Source organism: Flavobacterium sp. (assembly GCF_031363805.1).
In the GTDB taxonomy this organism is placed as follows: domain Bacteria; phylum Bacteroidota; class Bacteroidia; order Flavobacteriales; family Flavobacteriaceae; genus Flavobacterium.
In genome coordinates this window covers 24,896-44,661 of sequence record NZ_JANLVD010000127.1, presented here as the reverse complement: position 1 = coordinate 44,661, position 19,766 = coordinate 24,896, and the positions used below count along the sequence as shown (strand labels likewise).

The 19,766-nt window shown below is 27.5% G+C and carries 25 protein-coding genes; 15 read left to right on the top strand and 10 right to left on the bottom strand.

What is annotated here, in order from left to right:
* The 8 genes from RMN92_RS07675 to RMN92_RS07640 all read left to right on the top strand — a co-directional run.
* A partial coding sequence (locus RMN92_RS07675; RefSeq protein ID WP_309608880.1) for a glycosyltransferase family 1 protein occupies positions 1–646 on the top strand: 646 nt, incomplete at its 5' end.
* Between the two features lie 3 nt (positions 647–649).
* Positions 650–1,531, top strand: a complete 882-nt coding sequence (locus RMN92_RS07670) for a glycosyltransferase family 2 protein (RefSeq protein WP_309608879.1) — start codon at positions 650–652, stop codon at positions 1,529–1,531.
* A 6-nt stretch (positions 1,532–1,537) separates the two neighbouring features.
* The gene (locus RMN92_RS07665) at positions 1,538–2,305 is read left to right on the top strand and encodes a glycosyltransferase family 2 protein (protein WP_309608878.1); all 768 of its coding nucleotides are present in this window, start codon (positions 1,538–1,540) and stop codon (positions 2,303–2,305) included.
* A 5-nt stretch (positions 2,306–2,310) separates the two neighbouring features.
* Entirely contained in the window at positions 2,311–3,294 is a 984-nt protein-coding gene (locus tag RMN92_RS07660) for a hypothetical protein (protein ID WP_309608877.1), read from the top strand.
* Complete coding sequence (locus RMN92_RS07655; RefSeq protein ID WP_309608876.1) at positions 3,291–4,259, top strand: glycosyltransferase family 2 protein; 969 nt, start codon at positions 3,291–3,293, stop codon at positions 4,257–4,259. Before RMN92_RS07660 ends, RMN92_RS07655 begins: the two co-directional genes overlap by 4 nt.
* Positions 4,260–4,271: 12 nt before the next feature.
* A complete protein-coding gene (locus RMN92_RS07650) occupies positions 4,272–5,294 on the top strand; it encodes a hypothetical protein (RefSeq protein WP_309608875.1) in 1,023 nt (340 codons plus the stop codon).
* A gap of 13 nt (positions 5,295–5,307) precedes the next feature.
* On the top strand, positions 5,308–6,303 hold the full coding sequence (locus RMN92_RS07645) for a glycosyltransferase (RefSeq protein ID WP_309608874.1): 996 nt from the start codon (positions 5,308–5,310) through the stop codon (positions 6,301–6,303).
* A 26-nt stretch (positions 6,304–6,329) separates the two neighbouring features.
* Complete coding sequence (locus RMN92_RS07640) at positions 6,330–7,169, top strand: glycosyltransferase (RefSeq protein WP_309608873.1); 840 nt, start codon at positions 6,330–6,332, stop codon at positions 7,167–7,169.
* 1 nt (position 7,170) lies between these two features.
* On the opposite strand, the gene RMN92_RS07635 is transcribed toward RMN92_RS07640, so the two are convergent.
* From RMN92_RS07635 to RMN92_RS07610, 6 genes are all read right to left on the bottom strand, one after another.
* The gene (locus tag RMN92_RS07635) at positions 7,171–8,022 is read right to left on the bottom strand and encodes a glycosyltransferase family 2 protein (protein WP_309608872.1); all 852 of its coding nucleotides are present in this window, start codon (positions 8,020–8,022) and stop codon (positions 7,171–7,173) included.
* A gap of 146 nt (positions 8,023–8,168) precedes the next feature.
* Positions 8,169–8,339, bottom strand: a complete 171-nt coding sequence (locus tag RMN92_RS07630; RefSeq protein WP_309608871.1) for an NAD-dependent epimerase/dehydratase family protein — start codon at positions 8,337–8,339, stop codon at positions 8,169–8,171.
* A gap of 125 nt (positions 8,340–8,464) precedes the next feature.
* Entirely contained in the window at positions 8,465–8,650 is a 186-nt protein-coding gene (locus RMN92_RS07625) for a hypothetical protein (protein ID WP_309608870.1), read from the bottom strand.
* Between the two features lie 11 nt (positions 8,651–8,661).
* A complete protein-coding gene (gene gmd, locus RMN92_RS07620; RefSeq protein ID WP_309608869.1) occupies positions 8,662–9,753 on the bottom strand; it encodes a GDP-mannose 4,6-dehydratase in 1,092 nt (363 codons plus the stop codon).
* A 15-nt stretch (positions 9,754–9,768) separates the two neighbouring features.
* Positions 9,769–10,734, bottom strand: coding sequence for a GDP-mannose 4,6-dehydratase (locus RMN92_RS07615; RefSeq protein WP_309608868.1), 966 nt, complete (start codon positions 10,732–10,734; stop codon positions 9,769–9,771).
* A complete protein-coding gene (locus tag RMN92_RS07610) occupies positions 10,734–11,846 on the bottom strand; it encodes a glycosyltransferase family 1 protein (protein WP_309608867.1) in 1,113 nt (370 codons plus the stop codon). Before RMN92_RS07610 ends, RMN92_RS07615 begins: the two co-directional genes overlap by 1 nt.
* Positions 11,847–11,947: 101 nt before the next feature.
* Here RMN92_RS07610 and RMN92_RS07605 point away from each other — a divergent pair, with 101 nt between their 5' ends.
* From RMN92_RS07605 to RMN92_RS07580, 6 genes are all read left to right on the top strand, one after another.
* Positions 11,948–12,775, top strand: a complete 828-nt coding sequence (locus RMN92_RS07605; RefSeq protein ID WP_309608866.1) for a class I SAM-dependent methyltransferase — start codon at positions 11,948–11,950, stop codon at positions 12,773–12,775.
* 2 nt (positions 12,776–12,777) lie between these two features.
* Positions 12,778–13,338, top strand: coding sequence for an L-threonylcarbamoyladenylate synthase (locus RMN92_RS07600; RefSeq protein WP_309608865.1), 561 nt, complete (start codon positions 12,778–12,780; stop codon positions 13,336–13,338).
* Between the two features lie 36 nt (positions 13,339–13,374).
* Positions 13,375–13,758 carry a GxxExxY protein gene (locus RMN92_RS07595; protein ID WP_309608864.1) on the top strand — a complete coding sequence of 128 codons (384 nt, stop codon included), beginning with the start codon at positions 13,375–13,377 and terminating at the stop codon, positions 13,756–13,758.
* Positions 13,759–13,779: 21 nt separating this feature from the next.
* Positions 13,780–15,201, top strand: a complete 1,422-nt coding sequence (locus RMN92_RS07590; RefSeq protein ID WP_309608863.1) for an HD domain-containing protein — start codon at positions 13,780–13,782, stop codon at positions 15,199–15,201.
* A gap of 159 nt (positions 15,202–15,360) precedes the next feature.
* The gene (locus RMN92_RS07585; protein WP_309608862.1) at positions 15,361–15,720 is read left to right on the top strand and encodes a four helix bundle protein; all 360 of its coding nucleotides are present in this window, start codon (positions 15,361–15,363) and stop codon (positions 15,718–15,720) included.
* Positions 15,721–15,793: 73 nt separating this feature from the next.
* The gene (locus RMN92_RS07580; protein WP_309608861.1) at positions 15,794–16,813 is read left to right on the top strand and encodes a COX15/CtaA family protein; all 1,020 of its coding nucleotides are present in this window, start codon (positions 15,794–15,796) and stop codon (positions 16,811–16,813) included.
* On the opposite strand, the gene RMN92_RS07575 is transcribed toward RMN92_RS07580, so the two are convergent.
* The gene (locus RMN92_RS07575) at positions 16,805–17,272 is read right to left on the bottom strand and encodes a hypothetical protein (protein ID WP_309608860.1); all 468 of its coding nucleotides are present in this window, start codon (positions 17,270–17,272) and stop codon (positions 16,805–16,807) included. The two genes, RMN92_RS07580 and RMN92_RS07575, sit on opposite strands and share 9 nt — an antisense overlap.
* A gap of 152 nt (positions 17,273–17,424) precedes the next feature.
* Here RMN92_RS07575 and RMN92_RS07570 point away from each other — a divergent pair, with 152 nt between their 5' ends.
* Entirely contained in the window at positions 17,425–18,198 is a 774-nt protein-coding gene (locus RMN92_RS07570; RefSeq protein ID WP_309608859.1) for a CDP-alcohol phosphatidyltransferase family protein, read from the top strand.
* Positions 18,199–18,293: 95 nt separating this feature from the next.
* Here the strand turns inward: RMN92_RS07570 and RMN92_RS07565 are convergent, their stop codons facing one another.
* Genes RMN92_RS07565 through RMN92_RS07555 form a run of 3 tightly spaced genes read right to left on the bottom strand, consistent with a single transcriptional unit; the run spans position 18,294 to position 19,734 of the window.
* The gene (locus tag RMN92_RS07565) at positions 18,294–19,052 is read right to left on the bottom strand and encodes a LytTR family DNA-binding domain-containing protein (protein WP_309608858.1); all 759 of its coding nucleotides are present in this window, start codon (positions 19,050–19,052) and stop codon (positions 18,294–18,296) included.
* A 54-nt stretch (positions 19,053–19,106) separates the two neighbouring features.
* Positions 19,107–19,421, bottom strand: coding sequence for a 2TM domain-containing protein (locus RMN92_RS07560; RefSeq protein WP_309608857.1), 315 nt, complete (start codon positions 19,419–19,421; stop codon positions 19,107–19,109).
* Between the two features lie 7 nt (positions 19,422–19,428).
* Positions 19,429–19,734 carry a 2TM domain-containing protein gene (locus tag RMN92_RS07555; RefSeq protein ID WP_309608856.1) on the bottom strand — a complete coding sequence of 102 codons (306 nt, stop codon included), beginning with the start codon at positions 19,732–19,734 and terminating at the stop codon, positions 19,429–19,431.
* Positions 19,735–19,766: the final 32 nt, after the last annotated feature.

Here is a 19,766-nt window from a genome sequence, read left to right as displayed (position 1 = left end):
AGATATTATTGAGTTTTTAAGTATTGAACCATCAAAAATAAAAGTAATCTATCAAGGCTGTCAAAATATTTTTAAACAATCATTTTCTGATCCAGATAAGAAAATGGTAGCTGAGAAATTTAAACTTCCTAAAGAGTTTATCTTAAACGTAGGAACTATTGAAGCTAGAAAAAATATTTTTTCGGTTGTAAAAGCTATCAAAAATTTAAATACTCATTTAATTATTATTGGCGGAGAAACAAAATATAGTGCAGAAATTAAAAAATATATTACCGAAAATAAACTAGAAGATAAAATTATATTCTTGAAAGGTTTAAATAGTAAAGAATTGGCAATTTTATATCAATTGGCAACAATTTTTGTTTATCCATCTTTATTTGAAGGATTTGGAATTCCCATTATTGAAGCTTTATATTCAAAAACGCCAGTAATAACCACGAATTCAGGTGTTTTTCCAGAAGCTGGCGGATCAGATTCTGTTTATATAGATCCTAATAATATTGACGAAATTCAGCAAAAAATTCAATTGCTCTTGACAAATGAAAAACTGAGAATGGAAATTGCCGAAAAAGGTTATAATTTTGTTCAAAAATTTAATGATAAAACCATTGCTCATGAAGTAATGGCTTTGTATAAATCTCTTTAAAATATGAAGGTTGCAGGTTTTACATTTATTAGAAACGCAGTTCAAAATGATTATTCGATTGTAGAAGCTATTGAATCTATTTTACCCATTTGCGATGAGTTTATTGTAGCTCATGGCAATTCAAATGATGATACTTTGGCTTTGATTGAAAGTATAAAATCGCCCAAAATAAAAATTATTCAAACCATTTGGGACGATACTGTTCGTGAAGGCGGAAAAACTTTTGCACTAGAAACAGATAAAGCTTTTGCAGCTATAAGCCCAGATATGGATTGGGCATTTTATATTCAAGGTGATGAATGTGTACATGAAAAATATTTGGATACGATAAAAAAAGAAATGGAAATTTGTCTGCCAAACAAAAAAATTGAAGGTTTACTTTTTAAATACAAGCATTTTTATGGATCCTACGATTTTTATGCGCATTCCAGACGTTGGTATCACCGAGAAATTCGAATTATTAGAAATATAAAAGGAATGCAATCTTACCGTGATGCACAAGGTTTTAGATTTAACGGTCATAAATTGAAAGTGAAATTAATTGATGCTTTTATGTATCATTATGGTTGGGTAAAAGCACCAAATGGATTGAAAACTAAAATAAAAAATACAGGGCAGTTTTACAGTAGCGATGATGAATGGATAGAAAATACATACAATGAAGATTTCGTTTTCGATTATGGAAATGCAGAAAGATTAGTCAAATTTGACGATACACACCCGAAGGTTTTTCAAGAAAGAGTGGAAAGAATCAATTGGAAATTTACGTTTGATCCAAGAGATTTGAGTAATCGATTGGATTTTAGAAGAAAATTTTTAGGCATGTTTGAACAATTTACAGGTGTTCGATTATTTGCTTATAAAAATTACAAACGTGTTAAATAAGCTGGAATGCAAGAAAAAAATTTAATAAAAATAACTGGCTTAGTCATTACTTTCAACGAAGAAAAAAATATTCAAGAAGTTATTGAATGTTTAGATTTTGTAGATGAAATTGTTATTGTCGATTCTTTTAGTACGGATAAAACAATCGAATTATTAAAAAATTATCCAAAAGTACGAGTTGTACAAAATAAGTTTTTAGATTTTACCTCACAAAGAAATGTTGCCCTGCAAAATGCAAGCTATAACTGGGTACTTTTTTTGGATGCAGATGAAAGAATTACACCAAAGTTGAAGTCTGAAATTATTCAAGAATTGAATAAACTAGAAACCAAAGATGCTTATTTATTTTTAAGAAAATTTTATTTCAAAAAGAAACCTATTCATTTTTCTGGCACTCAAACCGACAAAAATTTCAGGTTATTTAAAAAAGACAAAGCCCATTATGTTGCTGATAAATTGGTACACGAAACGCTTGAAGTAAACGGAAGTATTGGAATTTTAAAAAACACACTCATTCATTATTCTTATGATGAATATGAATCTTATAGAAAAAAAATGATTAGCTATGGTGTTTTAAAAGGCAAAGAATTATTTTTAAAAGGTAAAAAATATAGCATCCTTACACATTATATCAAAACAATATTCAAATTTTTCAAAACATACATTTTACGACTGGGAATTTTGGATGGTAAAAGTGGCATTATACTTTGCTATTTGCAAACTTTGAGCGTTTACCAAACTTATGTATCTTTGAAAAATAATCATAATCAATAATCAAAATGACTCAAAAAATTTGTTTGATAAGTTTCGATCATTGGAACTACGATAAACATATCGTTGATAAACTTAACGAAAAAGGTGTTGATGCTTTTCACATAAAAATTGGTGGATTCAAACATAAAAACCTTGCAAGTAGAATAAAAAATAGTTTTAGTAAAATATTTTTAGGCAAAAATCCCAAAATCCAAAAGCGCCAAGAACATATTTTAGATATGTTGAAATTAAAAGGATTTCAAGACCAAATTCTGGTTATAAATCCAGAAGTGATTGATTTGGATTGTCATTTGGAAATCAAAAAATTTACAAAAAAATACATCACTTATTTGTATGATAGTGTAGATAGATGCCCAGTTCAACACCTTTTTAATGGTGTTTTTGATGAAATATATTCTTTTGATAAAGATGATGTAAAAAAATATGGTTTCAAAAAAATAAACAATTACAACTATTTAGAAAAACAAACACTAGCAAAAAAAGAAAACATTAAAAATCAAGTTTTGTACATTGCTTCTTTCGATAACCGCCTGGAAACTGTTGTTAAGTTAAAAGACGTTTTTGAAAAAATTGGGGTAAGCTTCAGATTTATCATAGTTGGAAAAAAAACCACCTTGCATAAATTGAAAAATAAATTTTCTCAAGCCATTGATAATATTGAATTACGAAGAAAAAGGATAAATCAAAACGATTCAAAAGAACTTTACAATGAAACTCAAGTAGTTCTAGATTTAGTAAGAGAAAACCAAACTGGACTTAGTTTTAGAGTTTTTGAAGCCATGGCTTTTCAGAAAAAATTAATTACAAATAATAAAACTATTATAGATTATAATTTTTATAATCCAAATAACATTTTGGTTATTGATAATGAAAATTACAACATAGAAAAAACATTTTTTCAAACAGAATACCAAGCAATTCCTGATGATATTTATTATATTTATACTTTAGACAATTGGGTTGATCGTGTTTTTAATTTAAAAAAATGAAAATATCTGTAGCATTATGTACTTACAATGGTGAAAAATTTATTTATGAACAAATAAATTCAATATTAAACCAAACACTAAAAGTTGATGAAATAGTAGTGTGCGACGATGGTTCTAGCGATAAAACTATCGAAATACTAGATCAATATTCTAAAAATAACCCGAATATTTTTAAAATTTATCAAAATCAAGAAAATTTAAGAAGCGTAAAAAACTTTGAAAAAGCAATTCAAATTTGTAAAGGTGATGTTATTTTTTTATCTGATCAAGATGACATTTGGGTCAAAGAAAAAGTAGCAGATTATATTGATTATTTTAATAAAAACCCTAACATTGAAGTTTTAGCTTCCAATGGATATTGTATAAATGAAAAAAGCGAAGTCATTGAAAAATATGCACTTTGGGATGTTCCAGAATTTCTCAGACATGAAAACGTTAATGTAGATTATTTTAAATTAATCACTCATATTGAGAATATTGCGACAGGAGCTTCTATGGCTTTTAGAAAAGAAATAATAGCCGAAGTAATGCCATTTCCTATTATGAAAAATTTTCATCATGATGAATGGATTGCCATTATTGCTGCACAAAAAAACAAATTTGAATTATTAAACCACAAATATTTTTCATATAGAATTCATAATAATCAGCAGGTTGGAGGTGTTTTTTATAAAAAAAACAATAAAACCAAAACACTTTTAAGTGAAATTTTTAACTTCAACAATGGAAATATTTCTTTTGAAAGCTTAAAAAAAAGATTAAAAAAATTAAGTTTTTCATACAAGAGAAATATTCAAATGAGTTATCATATTAAAAATAATCAGCCCTATTTTTTAAAAAATATTGAACAGATTGAAATTTGTTATATAAACACAAAAAATACAATGATGAAAAAATACAAAATTTCATCATTCCTTCTAAATATAACCGATAAAATATTAAAGAAAAGACAACTTAAAAATTAATTAAAAATATAAATGAATTCATCAACAGTTAAAGAAAAAATTATACTCGCAATAACTCAAGATATGAAAATATATGAGTGCTTTGTTGATAACCTAAAATTTTTAAATTTTGAAGTTTTTTTAATTTGTAATATAGATAAAGATTTAAAATATAAAAACTTTTATGACCGTTTACATAATTTATTTAGAAAAACAATTTTGAAAGATAAGAGTTTCAAAAAAAAATTGTTTAAGAAATATGAATTAAAAAATAATTTAAATTACTTAAAGCTTATTCCAAATTGTGACTATAGTTTAACCATTAGAGCTGATTTATTTAATGATAAAGTTTTAAAAGCAATTGTTGAGAAATCTTCAAAAAATTATTCGTATCAATGGGATGGCTTATCACGTTTTCCCGATATATACAAATCACTCAATCTTTTTAACAAATTTTATGTTTTTGATAAGAAAGATTTAAATTATGAAAATAAAACTTATCCAATAAACAATTTTTATTTTGATTGTTATACATTGTTATTTGCAAACAAAAAACCTGAATTTGACGTTTACTATATTGGAAGTTATGATGCACGAATTAATAAGTTAATTCAAATTTGTGAACATCTAAAATCTAAAAATCTAAAACTGAATATTATAATTTGTGGAAAACCAAAAATAGATTTAAGTAGTTACAGCTATATTAAAATTGTTCATGATCCACTAAATTATTATGAAAATTTAAAAATGGTTGCTAATTGCAAAATTTTAATAGATTTGCATCATGAAAATTTGCATAAAGGTTTATCATTCAGAACTTTTGAAGCACTCGGATATGAAAAAAAATTAATAACATCAAATCGCATTGTGAGTGAATATGATTTTTACAATAAAAATAATATTCATATTATAGAAGATGATAAAATGAATCTAGATGATTTTCTAAATACTAACTATCAAGAAGTTAATCAGGAAATTAAAGCTAAATATAGTTTTACAAATTGGATAAAATATGTTTTAGAGAAAGATAATTCAATTCCATTATTTATTCATTAAATAATAAATTATCATGAAAATATCTGTTGCACTTTGTACATATAATGGAGAAAAATATATAAATCAGCAAATTGATTCCATATTAATCCAAACTTTGCCCGTTGATGAGATAATTGTTTGCGATGATTGTTCACATGATAACACTATAAATATTCTAGAAAAATATTCCTCTATAAATCCAGGTTTATTTAAAATTATTAAAAATGATGTGAATTTGAAAACCGTGAAAAATTTTGAAAAAGCAATTTCATTATGCTCAGGAGAAATAATTTTTTTATCGGATCAAGACGATATTTGGGCAGAAAACAAAGTAGCAGTTTTTGCAAACTATTTTAAAAATCATCCGAACATAAATGTACTTGCATCAAACGGATATTGTATTGACGAAAATAGTGTAATTCACGAAAAATATGCAGTTTGGGATGCACCAAAATTTTTAGAAGATAAAAATTATAATGTAGATTACAATCTGATAATCCAAATTTCAAATATAGCCACTGGCGCTTCTATGGCATTTAGAAAAAGTATTGTAAAAGAAATTTTACCAATCCCACAAATTGATGATTTGTATCATGACGAATGGATTGCATTAAATTCAGCTAAAGGAAATAATTTTAAACTCATAAATGAAAAACTTTTTAGTTATCGAATACATAAAAATCAACAATTAGGAGGCACTTTTTTAGATAAAACAGAAGATACAAAAATAAATCTTATAGATTATTTTAATTTAGACGATGAAAACCTAACGTTTGAAAAATTAAAACATAAATTAAATAAGCTTTGTGTTGCCAATGATAAAAACAAATTTAGATTTGAAAATCATAATCTGTCAAATAGTATTTTTAAAAAAAACTTAATAGAAGTACAACAAATTTATAAAAATACTCGCAAAAAAATGAGGAAAATAAATCCATTTTCATCAATAATTTTAGAATTAAAGGATAAATTTAGAAATGAAAGACAATTAAAAAAAAATACATCTAATTTTTCAGGATATTATTGCTAATCAATACTCTAAATAAAATTTATAAAATGATTACATTAAATACAGTTTCAATAATTGTTCCATGTTATAACAACCAAGATACAATAATAGAAACCCTAGAATCGATATTACAACAAACACATCAAAACATTGAACTTATTGTAGTAAATGATGGTTCTAAAGATTATAGTAAAAACGTAATTGAAGATTTTATTTCCAAAAATACTAACGAAAAAATTATTTTTATTGATCAAGAAAATCAAGGACCATCGAAAGCTAGAAATAATGGTGCCAAAATAGCAACTGGAATGTATCTAGTTTTTATTGATGCCGATGATTTGATTAATCCTAACTATATAGCTAAGTGTTTGGTTGTTTATGAAAAAAATAACACATTAAATATCGTTTATAGTGAAGTAGAATTATTTGATGCAGAAAAGGGTAAATGGGAATTAGATGAATTTAAATTACCCCATTTTTTATTTTATAACTGCATTCCTATTTTTGCTATGATAAAAACTAGTGTTTTTAACGAATTAGGCGGCTTTGATGAACATTTAAGTTTTACAGAAGATTGGGAATTGTGGATTCGTATTGTAAAAGATTATGGAGGCGTTTACAAGATTCCTGAAATTTTATTTTATTACAGAAAAAGATTAAATAAAAGTTCTTTAAGTGACAATATGGATATTAATTCAAATGCGGAAAAATCCAGAGCATACATTTATTATAAACATTACGAATTTTATTCAAATTACAAGATGGATTTGATATCTTTATATTATTGTTATGATAATCTTAAACACTTTCAAAAATATAAGGGGAAATATTATTCTATTTGGTACAAAAAATTATTTTATGGTTTAAAAAAATATATAAGGAAATAAATTAATTTATTTTTTGATAATATTCAGAAAACTTCGAAACTTCTTCAGTTTTAAAAATTAATAATAATTTCACGACTCTTTTAAGAACTTTTCTTCTAAATCTAGAATCCATAATACATTTATATTGAGAGAATTTTTTTGATTTAATTTCTTCTATCAATTTTATCTCATCTTGAAATAAAGGAAAGTGTGATTTTAATACTTGATTTCTTTCGTTTATTAACGATTGATTGTTTTCCTTTAAACTAGAAATTCCACCATCATCAAAATCTGCAATTACAATATCTATATGTTTGTAGGGTTCATTCATTTTGCATATAGTATAAATGAAAAATTCCCAATCTGAAATGATTTTTAACGATTCATTATAGGTAAAATACTTAAAAAACAATTCTCTTTTTATAAAACTGGCTGGGTGGGGCAACGAATAATCAAGAAAATAGGAAAATGACAATTCACTTGGTGGAATGTTTAACATTTTTGGAATTCCGTTTGAACTGTATACCAAATTCCCATAATAAATGCTTATTTCATTATTCAATTGAGGTATAATTTTTTCAATTACTTTTTCATCAATGAATTGATCTCCACTATTTAAAAAAAGCAAATAATCTCCCTTTGCAACTTTAATGCCTTTGTTCATTGCATTATAGATTCCAGAATCGGGTTCGCTTATAGAATAGGTAATTTTATTTTTATATTTTTGTATAATCTCCTTGCTTCCATCGGAACTATTTCCATCTATAATAATGTATTCAAAATCCAAATGAGTTTGATTAATGACACTTTCAATTGTTTTGACAAGACCTTTTTGATCATTGTAATTTATAGTAATAATAGAAACTTTTGGCATTAAAATTTATTATTTAAAATAGTTATTGAAATATTTCTTGATGTACTATATCTTCTTTAACTTCATGAAATTTCCTTAGCAGCGCAGAAGAACATTAAAGTTTTGCAAATCATAATCATCACAAAATCCATACAAATTTGTTGGCATTAAAGATATAAAGTTACAACCATATTACTCACGATAGCATCACACATTTTTACACCAGAAATCTTAGGAATTGCATAAGGCTCATTAATTTCTTCTAATAATCCTGTCAAAAGATATTCCTCTTTTAATGGTTGTGGTGCTGGTTTTGGATAAATATATGTAGAACCCATAAAAAGTAATTTTTTACACCAGATTTTTAACTTTGATGAATAACATTACTTTGAATCATAATGTTTATATAAAAAATCGACTCTGTTGGTATTGTTAGCAATAATTCCTCCTAGTTTTACTGCGGCTAGAAAAACATATTCTGGTTTTTCGGACTCAAAAAATCAGACACATCGTTTTGATTAATAAGATTTAATTCGCTTAAGGTTCTTGTTATTATATTATTAAATCCTTTATTGAGCAAATCTTTAACAATGACAATTTCCACCATGCCTCGATGACCTGCAAAATATATTTCTGAATTAAATTGCATATTTTAAATAACTATGATATATAATTTTTTAGGTATTTTTGTTTTTTAAAAATCTCTAAATCGGCTTGCATCATTTCATTAACCAGCATTTCTAAAGTATATTTTGGTTTCCATCCTAATTTTGTTCTCGCCTTTGTATTATCACCTATAAGTAGCTCTACCTCAGTTGGTCTGAAATAAGTTGGATCAATTCGCACAACAACTTGACTAATTTTGAATGCATAATTAGTATTTGAACTAGAAATCACTGTAGCTATCTCATCTACTCCATTTCCTTTAAAGTCTAACTCCACTCCTACCTCTCTAAATGACATTCTGATAAATTCTCGAACAGTAGTTGTAACTCCAGTCGAAATTACAAAATCCTCTGGTTCATCTTGTTGTAAAATTAACCACATGGCTTCTACATAATCTTTTGCATGACCCCAATCTCTTTGCGAATCAATATTTCCCATATACAAAATATCTTCTATTCCCAAAGCCATTTGAGCAACTCCTCTAGTTATTTTTCTAGTTACAAATGTTTCGCCTCTCAAAGGACTTTCATGATTAAATAAAATTCCATTGCAGGCAAACATATTGTATGCTTCTCTATAGTTTACGGTAATCCAGTAAGCGTACATTTTTGCAACAGCATAAGGAGAACGAGGATAAAATGGTGTTGTTTCTTTTTGAGGAACCTCTTGTACTAGTCCATATAGTTCTGAGGTTGAAGCTTGATAAATTCTGGTTTTCTTAGTTAAACCTAATAGTCTAACTGCGTCAAGAATCCTCAAAGTACCTATACCGTCTGCATTTGCAGTATATTCAGGAATATCAAAACTTACTTTCACGTGACTCATAGCACCCAAATTATAAATTTCATCAGGTTGTGTTTCTTGAATAATACGAATTAAATTGGTAGAGTCGCTTAAATCTCCATAATGCAATTTAAAATGTTGGTTTTCGATATGTGGGTCTTCATATATATGATCTATCCTTTGCGTATTAAACAATGAACTTCTTCTTTTTACACCATGAACCATGTATCCTTTTGATAATAATAATTCAGATAAATATGCGCCATCTTGTCCTGTAACTCCTGTTACCAATGCTACTTTCATTGATTATGTATTTTATTATTTGTCATTTCTTAATTCTTCTTCCAGCAATAAATCTAATGTTTCAAAAACAGTTAAATCATATTGCCAATTTAATTCTAATTTGGCTTTTGAGTTATTACCGAACATATCTTCAATTTCTGACGGTCTGTAGAATTCATTACTAACTTTACAGGCAGTTTTAGATATATTTAATTTTTTAAAAATATAATAAATAATTTCTCGTAAAGTTATCGATTTGCCAGAACAAATTAAATAATCTGTTGCTTTTTCTTGTTGCAACATTAAATACATAGCTTCTACATATTTTGGAGCATAACCAAAGTCTCTTTTAATATCAATATTTCCAACATAAAGTAATTTTTGCTGTCCTTTACTAATTTTGATACTTTCTATAATAATTTTTTTTACAAAAAAAGTGTTTTGCCTCAAATAAGATTCATGATTAAACAATATCCCACAACTTACATGCATATTATAACTTTCTCTATAATAAATGCAAGTAAAATGAGCTGAAGCTTTGGATATTGCATAAGGACTTAAGGGATGCAAAATACTATTTTCTGATATAGGCAAATTATTCACACGCCCATACATTTCACTACTACTGGCTTGATAAAATCTGATATCTTTATTTAGTTTTTTTATAACTTCCAATAAGTTAAAAACACTAATTGTATTAAACTGAAAAGTAGCCACGGGATTTACAAAAGATTGATAAACTGAACTCTGAGCTGCTAAATTATAAAACTCAATAGGTTGATGTTCTTCAAATAATTGAATGATCTGTTCAATATTTAGTAAATCACATTGATAAATTAAAATTTTATCTTGAATCCCTAAATAATTGAGTCCAGAAAAATCGGATGTATAATTTAAACGGGTTAAACCAACTACTTTATAACCTTTATTTAACAGTAGTTCAGCCAAATAAGCACCATCTTGCCCTGTAATACCTGAAATAATTGCTGTTTTTTTTATCATTATATTATAGCTTTTCTATATACTTTTAAACACTCTTTGGTAGTTTTTTCCCAGCTGAATTTTTTAACCTGTTCAAAACCTTTGTCAATATATTTACTTCTTAATTCTTCAACTTCTAATAAATTCTCGATTTTACTTCTCAAATCAGCCCCATTATTCAATTCAAAATAAATTCCTGCATTCCCAGCTACTTCTGGAAATGAGCTATGATTTGCTAAAATTACTGGACAACCACAGGCCATTGATTCTAAAACTGGTATTCCAAAACCTTCATATTCTGAAGGAAAAACAAAACATCTTGCATTTGAATAATAAGACGCCAGTTCATAATCTTCAAAATTTTGTTGAATTATTTGACTTATGATATTCAAATCCTCTATCAGCTTAATTTCTTCATCATTAAATTTATCTCCACCAGCACAAACTATGTACAAACTGGAGTCATTAATTAATATTGGGGCAACAGATTTTAAAAAAAAAATAAAGTTTTTATAAATACTTCTATTTCCTACAAAAAGAATGTATTTATCTGGCAAAGAAATATTTACTTTTTCATCTATTTTAATACTATGTGATAAATAGACAATTTCAATTTTTGACCCATTAATATAAGGATATATTTTCAATATATCTCGCTTTGTGCTTTCTGAAATAGCAATAATTATTTTTGCCTTTTCAATAAGTTCTTTTTTAAATTTTACGGTAATTAAATCGTTTGTGAAATATTCTGGAAATATTTCATGAATCATATCATAAATTGTTAATACAAAAGGCTTATCACCAATATATTCAACAAAATAAGGATCATAATAAGATGGAATTAAAAGGTCATAATTCTTATTTAATAATGTCTTTATTACCAATTTTGAATCTCTCCTTTTTAATTTTCTTATTATTTTATTTTTAAAAAAATTAATAGAAATAAGAAAATTATAAAACCAATGGATTCTACAAACAGTTTTTTTTATGTGTAAATTTTCGCTATAACTTAGTGGTAAATTAATTTTTATTCCTTCTGTATTTGATAGATGATTGTAAATTTCAGAATAATATCTAGAAATACCGCCGAACTTTTGAGCGTTAAAAATTTGTGGATCTAGAATAATTTTCATTTAATACTATTTTGATTTTTAAATAAAATAAGTGCAAAGTTAATTTTATTTGTCAAAATAAAGTAATTTCGTGCTGAACAAAATAAAAAAACTCTTTTAAAATGGCTCAATGCAAAATTTGTAATTCAATATCTGAAAAAATTTTTGAAAAGATTGTTCTTCAAAAATACAACTCGTCATATTATAGATGCTCTCAATGTTCATTTGTTCAAACTGACGAACCTATATGGCTAAAAGAAGCGTATAACCAAGCAATTACTTCACTTGATATAGGACTTCCAAAAAGAAATTTTTATTTCAGTAATGAAATAAAAAAAATAATTGATTCTTGTTTTCCTGAATCAAAAAATTTCTTAGATTATGCTGGAGGATATGGGCTATTTGTTAGATTAATGCGTGATTTAGGATTCGATTTCTACAGACAAGATGATTATTGTGAGAATCTTTTTGCGAATCACTTTGATATTAATGATATTAATACAAAAAAGTTTGATGTGGTAACAGCATTTGAAGTTTTTGAACATTTTAATAATCCATTGGAAGAAATTGAAAAAATTTTCAATTATTCTGACAACGTAATTTTTTCAACAGAAATATCTCCTGAAAACAATCAAGAAATTGAAAACTGGTGGTACATTACTCAGGAAACTGGACAACATATTGCCTTTTATAGCAAAAAAGCTATGGAAATAATTGCCGAAAAATTCAATAAAAATTATTATTCAAAAAATGGAAGTCTTCATCTTTTAACTTCAAAAAAATTAAATACAGAGCAAATAGATTTTGCCTTTAATGATATTACAATATATGAAAAAAAATATTTTTGGAGTAAACGTCAACATTTAAATTTTACAGTTTCAAGAGAATCATTATTAGATAAAGATTTTCAATATGTAAAAAATATTCTAAACAATCCAGGAAAATTTTAATAATGAACACCGAAATCATAAACGCATACGAAATCATTAAAAATGGTGGCATTATACTGTATCCAACAGATACCGTTTGGGGAATTGGCTGCGATGCTACAAATCCAGATGCCGTAGCAAAAATTTACAAACTCAAACAACGAGAAGAAAGCAAAAGCATGATTTGCCTTATGAACGGCGAAAAAATGATGTACAATGTCTTCAAAGATATTCCAGAAGTGGCTTGGCAAATTATGGACATATCCGAAAAACCAACCACTTTAATTCTGGACAATCCTAGAAATGTGGCTCCAAATTTGATTGCTTCAGACAAAACATTGGGCATCAGAATTGTAAAGGAACCATTTTGTTTCAAACTTTTGGAACGAATGAAAAAACCTTTGGTTTCGACATCAGCCAATATTTCAGGACAACCTACGCCAATTGCTTTTAAAGATATTAGTCCAGAAATTTTAAAAGGTGTAGACTATATTGTAAATTTGTATCAAGATAAAATTGGCGGAAAACCATCTACAATTATAAAATTAACAAGTGACAATCAGGTAACTATTATTAGAAAATAGTTTTTTCACCGCTAATTCGCAAATTTTATTTTGAATATGGAAGAATTAATTTATAAGGAAGAATGCTATAAAATTGTTGGAATATTATATGAAGTTCATAAAAATTTAGGCAAAGGTTTTTCTGAAATAGTGTACAAAGATGCATTGGAATTTGAGTTCAATGAAAATGACATAATATATGAACGAGAAAAGGAGTACAGTGTAAAATATAAAAACTCAATTCTTAAGCATAAATTTTATGCTGATTTTATAATCGATAATAAAATTATTCTTGAAGTTAAAACTGTGGATTGTTTCAATGCAAGTCATTATAATGAATGTTTGAACTACTTAAAAATTTCTGGTAATAAATTGGCTCTTTTAGTTAATTTCAATTTAGTATCACTAGAATATAAACGCATAGTTGATTCAAAAAAATAATTAGCGAATTCGCGGTAAAAAATGAACTATAACTCTTCCTTAAACAACAAAATTTTCGAAATTATTTCAAAAGCTTCCCAAGAACTTAATGTGGAAAGCTATGTTATTGGCGGTTTCGTGCGTGATTTAATTCTCGAAAGAGACTTTAAAAAAGATATCGATATTGTAGCCGTAGGCTCAGGAATTGAATTGGCTTTGAAAGTTTCATCATTGCTTTCTCAAAAACCAAAAGTGCAAGTTTTTAAAACATACGGTACAGCCATGCTTCATTTTGAAGGTACCGAAATTGAGTTTGTTGGCGCCCGAAAAGAATCTTATCATTTTGAATCTCGAAACCCTGTGGTCGAAAATGGAACACTGGAAGATGATCAGAATCGTCGTGATTTTACCATCAATGCATTGGCTATTTCATTAAATCAATCCAATTATGGAGAATTAATTGATCCTTTTGACGGTTTGATAGATTTGGAGAATAAAATTATAAAAACACCGCTTAATCCGGATATTACTTTTTCTGATGATCCATTGAGAATGCTTCGCGGCATACGATTTGCAACACAATTGGGTTTTATCATTGAAGAGAATTCATTAAACTCGATTACAAAAAATGCCGAGAGAATTAAAATAATTTCTGGTGAAAGAATTGTGGATGAGTTAAACAAAATTTTATCTACAGGAAAACCTTCCATTGGATTTTTATTACTTTTTAAAACTGGACTTCTGGATATTATTTTACCTGAATTGACTGCCTTAAATAATGTAGAAGAAATTGAAGGTTATACCCACAAAAATAACTTTTATCACACGCTGGAAGTAGTCGATAATATTTGTCCAAATACTGATGATGTTTGGCTTCGTTGGTCTGCATTACTGCATGATATTGGAAAAGCACCAACCAAACGATTCAATAAAAAACAAGGTTGGACTTTTCATGGACATGAATTTTTGGGTGGAAAAATGGCAAAAAAAATATTTGAACGTTTGCACATGCCGTTAAATAATAAGCTGAAATTTGTACAGAAAATGGTCATGATGAGTTCGCGTCCCATTGTTTTATCTGAAGATATTGTAACAGATTCTGCAGTTCGTCGTTTAGTTTTTGATGCTGGTGAAGATGTGGAAAATTTAATGACATTGTGCGAAGCCGACATTACAACCAAAAACCCAAATAAATTCAAAAAATACCACAACAATTTCAATATTGTTCGTCAGAAAATAGTTGAAGTGGAACAGCGTGATTCGGTTAGAAATTTTCAACCTCCTATAACTGGTGAACAAATTATGGAAATTTTCAATTTGAAACCAAGTAAGGAAATTGGCATTTTGAAAGAAGCGGTTAAAGAGGCAATATTAGAAGGTGAAATTTTAAATGAATATGATGCTGCGTATGATTTTATTTTGCAAAGAGGGAAAAAGTTGGGATTGAAAAAAGTTGCAAAGTGACAAAGTTGCAAAGTGACAAAGCTTTAAATGTAATAACAAACCACTTTGTAATTGGATAGGTTTCCAATTCTAAAAATATTAAAGCTTTGAAAATCATAAACTTTTAAACTTTTAAACTCAAAAAATTTGAAACTTTGAAACTCAAAAATTATAAAGAATATGAAAACATTTAGAGATTTATTAATTTGGCAAAAATCAATGGTGATCGTTACTAATTGTTACATCATAACTTCAAATTTCCCAAAGGAAGAATTATTTGGCCTAACATCTCAAATTAGACGATGTGCGATTTCAATACCTAGTAATATTTCTGAAGGTTACGGACGTGGAACTAATAAGGATTATCATCGATTTCTAAAAATTTCATTAGGTTCATTATTTGAATTTCAAACTCAAATTGAAATTGCGTTTAATTTAAAATATATTTCGGAAAATGATTTTGACAAAATCTACGAAGAAAGTCGAGAAATTGAAAGAATGTTGTCTTCTTTTATAAAGAAAATTAAAGATTCAATTTAATAAATTTTTTTAACTCCGAAACTTTGAAACTTTGAAACTTTGAAACTTTGAAACTTTGAAACTTAACAATAAAATGAAAAAATATTTCAAAACTGCTGCAAAAACAGCCCTAATTTTAGTTTATTTAGTAATTGTTGCTGGAGCACTGGTGCGCATGACTGGCTCTGGAATGGGTTGTCCAGATTGGCCAAAATGTTTTGGATATTACATTCCACCAACAGAAAAGGCCAAATTGCTTTGGTCACCAAATCGAGATTTTGAAAAAGGACAGGTTATCATCGTAGATGAAAAACTACTGGTTGCCAAAGCAGATTTCACTTCTGGTAGTTCTTTCAATCAAGATCAATTTGAAGCTTTTACGAAACATAACTACGCCGAATTTGATGCTACAAAAACTTGGATCGAATACATTAATCGTCTTGTTGGTGCTTTGGCAGGTTTGGTAGTATTCTTGATGGCAATTTTATCTTTTACCTATTGGAATGAAAATAAAAAAATTACATTATTTTCATGGTTATCTGTAATTCTAATGGGTTTTCAAGGTTGGCTTGGTGCAACTGTGGTATACTCTGTTTTAAATCCAGTAAGAATAACCCTTCACATGATGGTTGCATTATTAATCGTGAGTCTTCTGCTGTACATAATAAGTCAAGTAAATCCAAAAACTTATAATTTCAAAGTAGACAAAATATTCAAAAACGTACTGATTGCCACTTTAATTCTAACATTTATTCAAATTGTTTTAGGCACTCAAGTTAGGCAATATGTTGACGAACAAGTCAAAATCTTAGGCTATCAACAAATGAGTTTGGTTTTAGAAAATCCAAGCATCAATTTCTATATTCACCGTAGTTTTTCGATACTGATACTTGCATTAAACGCTTTTTTGTTTTTAAGAAATAGAAAAATGCAATTGGGTTTTAATAAAATTAACTGGATAATGGCATTAATAATCATTGAAATTGCATCTGGAGTGGCCATGTATTATTTGCATTTTCCTATTGGAACGCAACCCATACATTTGGTTATTGCCACTTTGTTGTTTGGTATTCAATTTTTCTTGATAATTGAAACAAGGAAAATTCTAAACTAATTCCAAAGTATCTTCAGTTTTATAAAAATTCGGCAATTTTATTTGATCTATCAATTCATCTTCAAGTAGATTTGCCCACGATTTCATATATAAAATAGTATCCGATTTTAAATTTCTATTTAAAAAACCTACACCTATTCTATTCAAAATATTTGAATCCGAAAGCCATTCCAAATGATGTAAATCTTGACGAGAAAACCCAAAATCAATCATTTTTTCGATAATCATATCCATTGGATAACCAGATGTCGGACAGTAATCTATAAGTTGCTCAGACCAATCGCCACGCTTTTCTATAGCATATTTTTGAATTTCTGCTCTTGAAAAAGACGTAATTGTTTGTGCTAAATTTCCACAATTGCAACTTCCCATGTGTCCCCATTCGTATCTATTTCCTGATTCAAGTTGGAAAGCAGTTTTGCGTAACGCATCGATAATTTTTAGAGAAGATTTTGCCATAGAATTTAAGTTTTCAAATTTGACTTCGCAATTTGTTTAATCATAATTACAAATATATAAACAAAAAATATAATTTCAATGTAAAATAATTGTAAAATTATATTACTTTTGCACTCCTCGACTATATTGTCATATACTTTGTTTTTGTATCAATGTCAAAACTAAGCGCTCAAGATAAATTTATAGATTTATCAGATTATGGAAGACCCTTTGGAAAGCTAATTGCCAATTCTTTAAAAAGTACTAGCTTCACTCCTATTCATGTTACCTTGGCTTTTGGTATTTCTGGTTTGATTGCAATTGTCTGTCTGTTAAACGGAAACTATTTTTCAGCAAGTTTTTTTATCATTTTAAAATCAATTATTGATGCTGCAGATGGCGAGTTGGCCAGACTTAAAAATAAGCCCTCTTACACTGGAAGATATTTGGATAGTGTGTTTGATATTGTGTTGAATTTTATGTTTTTTATGACCATTTGCTATGTTTCAAAAACTACAATTTGGTTCACTATTTTGGCATTTATTGGTATTCAATTACAAGGTACTTTGTACAATTACTATTATGTGATTTTAAGAAATAAATCTGTTGGTGGCGATTCTACGAGTAAAATTTTTGAATACAAATCGCCCAAAGCATTACCAGGAGAAAGTCAAAAATCTGTCGATATTTTGTTCAAAATTTACACCTTGGTATATGGCGTTTTTGATAAAGCTATACACTTTTTAGATTCAGATGCATACAAAGTAAAAACCTTTCCAAATTGGTTTATGACTTTGCTATCAATTTATGGATTGGGTTTTCAATTGTTGATAATTGCAGTTATGATTCCGCTGAATTTAATTGAATATATTGTACCGTTTTTTATTGTGTATACTTTGCTTATATTTGTTCTCATTGGCATACGAAAAACGTTGTTTAAAGCATAAAAATCAATCATCGATAAAATCTATTGTTAATATTTAATAAACTGTAAATCATCATAATAAATAAATTTAATTGATTTAATAGTTTAGCTATTTTTTTAACCTATCCAATTTTTAAATTCTTGCACTTTTTCACGACTTACTATAACTTCATCTTCTTTGTAAGTAGGCAAAATAACTTTCAATCTTGAGTTAGAATACATTACTATTTCTTTGATTGATTTCAAAGGAATAATGAATTTTCGACTAATTCTAAAGAAGTTTTTGGAATCTAAATCTTGCTCCAAAATTTCCAATGTTGAATCAATGAGGTAATTTCTATTGTCTAAAGTATGAATATATGTTCCTTTATTTTCACTAAAAAAACATTCAATTTCCTCTGTTAAAATCACTTTGAGTTGCTGCCCTATTTTGACAGTGAACCTTGTTTTAAAGTTTTTTTCAAATGGATTTTGAAGCATCATTTTGATTTGTTCAAAATCCAATTGCAAGGCTGTTTCATATTTTGGTAAATTGGTTTTAAATTTGGAAACTGCAATTTCTAAATCATCTTCATCAATGGGTTTTAAAAGATAGTCGATAGAGTTTAATTTGAAAGCTCGAAGCGCATATTCATCGTAGGCGGTAGTGAAAATTATAGCAGATTTTATTGCTACTTTTTCAAAAATTTCAAATGATAATCCATCAGATAATTGTATGTCTAAAAATATTAGATCTGGATGTTTGTTTGTAGAAAACCATGCAATGGATTCTTCGACGGAATGCAACATAATATCGACTTTTACATCTATCTTCTCCAATTTTCTTTGCAATAATCTTGCTGCTGGCTTTTCGTCTTCGATAATAATTGTAGTCATTTTTTAATCTTTAGTCTGTAATAATTAATGAAAATATCTTATAAAATGATATAATTATTCCCATTTATTATTTTCCTCTTTACCCATTAATTCTTGGATTTTCTTTTCTTCCCAATTATTACCCAAAAACCAAGTTGGTAAAAATATGGATAACGCATGAAGAATCAATCCTATTCCCCAGAAAAAAGCGGTGAAAAAATTTTCTAATTTAAAATAACTTTCACCAGATTCAAGGTTTTGAATATTTGAAATTATAATCATAATATTGATGACCAAATATACTATGAAGTGTGTGTAGAATCCTTTAATTTTTTTAACTCGTTTCAAAGCTTCTTGATAACGAATTTCATTTTGCATATTATTTTCCATAATTTTTTTAAAAGTTTTTAGAATTATTTTTTTCTTTTTCCATAAGATCAGCAATCTTTTTTTGCTCCCAATCTTTACCAAAAAATGGCATCACATTAAAAACTCTAATTCCATGAAACACAACTCCTAATCCCCAACCCAACAGTGGCCAATAAAACCACAAATGATCTGGTGAATATTTTAAATTTATAAAAAGTAAAAAAAGATTGACTGCGAAGTACGAAATTAGATTTCCATAAAATCCTCTTATTTCTTCCACTTGCTTTTTCGCTGCAAAGTATTTTTGTGTGTTGTAATATTGATTTGTTTCCATATTTTCTAAAATTATTTAGTTTATAATATTAT

What these genes read in the sequence shown, in the direction of transcription:
- RMN92_RS07670 (WP_309608879.1), top strand. Translation starts at nt 650, where the DNA reads ATGAAGGTTGCAGGTTTTACATTTATTAGAAACGCAGTTCAAAATGAT.
- RMN92_RS07665 (WP_309608878.1), top strand. Translation starts at nt 1,538, where the DNA reads ATGCAAGAAAAAAATTTAATAAAAATAACTGGCTTAGTCATTACTTTC.
- RMN92_RS07660 (WP_309608877.1), top strand. Translation starts at nt 2,311, where the DNA reads ATGACTCAAAAAATTTGTTTGATAAGTTTCGATCATTGGAACTACGAT.
- RMN92_RS07655 (WP_309608876.1), top strand. Translation starts at nt 3,291, where the DNA reads ATGAAAATATCTGTAGCATTATGTACTTACAATGGTGAAAAATTTATT.
- RMN92_RS07650 (WP_309608875.1), top strand. Translation starts at nt 4,272, where the DNA reads ATGAATTCATCAACAGTTAAAGAAAAAATTATACTCGCAATAACTCAA.
- RMN92_RS07645 (WP_309608874.1), top strand. Translation starts at nt 5,308, where the DNA reads ATGAAAATATCTGTTGCACTTTGTACATATAATGGAGAAAAATATATA.
- RMN92_RS07640 (WP_309608873.1), top strand. Translation starts at nt 6,330, where the DNA reads ATGATTACATTAAATACAGTTTCAATAATTGTTCCATGTTATAACAAC.
- RMN92_RS07635 (WP_309608872.1), bottom strand. Translation starts at nt 8,022, where the DNA reads ATGCCAAAAGTTTCTATTATTACTATAAATTACAATGATCAAAAAGGT.
- RMN92_RS07630 (WP_309608871.1), bottom strand. Translation starts at nt 8,339, where the DNA reads ATGGGTTCTACATATATTTATCCAAAACCAGCACCACAACCATTAAAA.
- RMN92_RS07625 (WP_309608870.1), bottom strand. Translation starts at nt 8,650, where the DNA reads ATGCAATTTAATTCAGAAATATATTTTGCAGGTCATCGAGGCATGGTG.
- gmd (WP_309608869.1), bottom strand. Translation starts at nt 9,753, where the DNA reads ATGAAAGTAGCATTGGTAACAGGAGTTACAGGACAAGATGGCGCATAT.
- RMN92_RS07615 (WP_309608868.1), bottom strand. Translation starts at nt 10,734, where the DNA reads ATGATAAAAAAAACAGCAATTATTTCAGGTATTACAGGGCAAGATGGT.
- RMN92_RS07610 (WP_309608867.1), bottom strand. Translation starts at nt 11,846, where the DNA reads ATGAAAATTATTCTAGATCCACAAATTTTTAACGCTCAAAAGTTCGGC.
- RMN92_RS07605 (WP_309608866.1), top strand. Translation starts at nt 11,948, where the DNA reads ATGGCTCAATGCAAAATTTGTAATTCAATATCTGAAAAAATTTTTGAA.
- RMN92_RS07600 (WP_309608865.1), top strand. Translation starts at nt 12,778, where the DNA reads ATGAACACCGAAATCATAAACGCATACGAAATCATTAAAAATGGTGGC.
- RMN92_RS07595 (WP_309608864.1), top strand. Translation starts at nt 13,375, where the DNA reads ATGGAAGAATTAATTTATAAGGAAGAATGCTATAAAATTGTTGGAATA.
- RMN92_RS07590 (WP_309608863.1), top strand. Translation starts at nt 13,780, where the DNA reads ATGAACTATAACTCTTCCTTAAACAACAAAATTTTCGAAATTATTTCA.
- RMN92_RS07585 (WP_309608862.1), top strand. Translation starts at nt 15,361, where the DNA reads ATGAAAACATTTAGAGATTTATTAATTTGGCAAAAATCAATGGTGATC.
- RMN92_RS07580 (WP_309608861.1), top strand. Translation starts at nt 15,794, where the DNA reads ATGAAAAAATATTTCAAAACTGCTGCAAAAACAGCCCTAATTTTAGTT.
- RMN92_RS07575 (WP_309608860.1), bottom strand. Translation starts at nt 17,272, where the DNA reads ATGGCAAAATCTTCTCTAAAAATTATCGATGCGTTACGCAAAACTGCT.
- RMN92_RS07570 (WP_309608859.1), top strand. Translation starts at nt 17,425, where the DNA reads ATGTCAAAACTAAGCGCTCAAGATAAATTTATAGATTTATCAGATTAT.
- RMN92_RS07565 (WP_309608858.1), bottom strand. Translation starts at nt 19,052, where the DNA reads ATGACTACAATTATTATCGAAGACGAAAAGCCAGCAGCAAGATTATTG.
- RMN92_RS07560 (WP_309608857.1), bottom strand. Translation starts at nt 19,421, where the DNA reads ATGGAAAATAATATGCAAAATGAAATTCGTTATCAAGAAGCTTTGAAA.
- RMN92_RS07555 (WP_309608856.1), bottom strand. Translation starts at nt 19,734, where the DNA reads ATGGAAACAAATCAATATTACAACACACAAAAATACTTTGCAGCGAAA.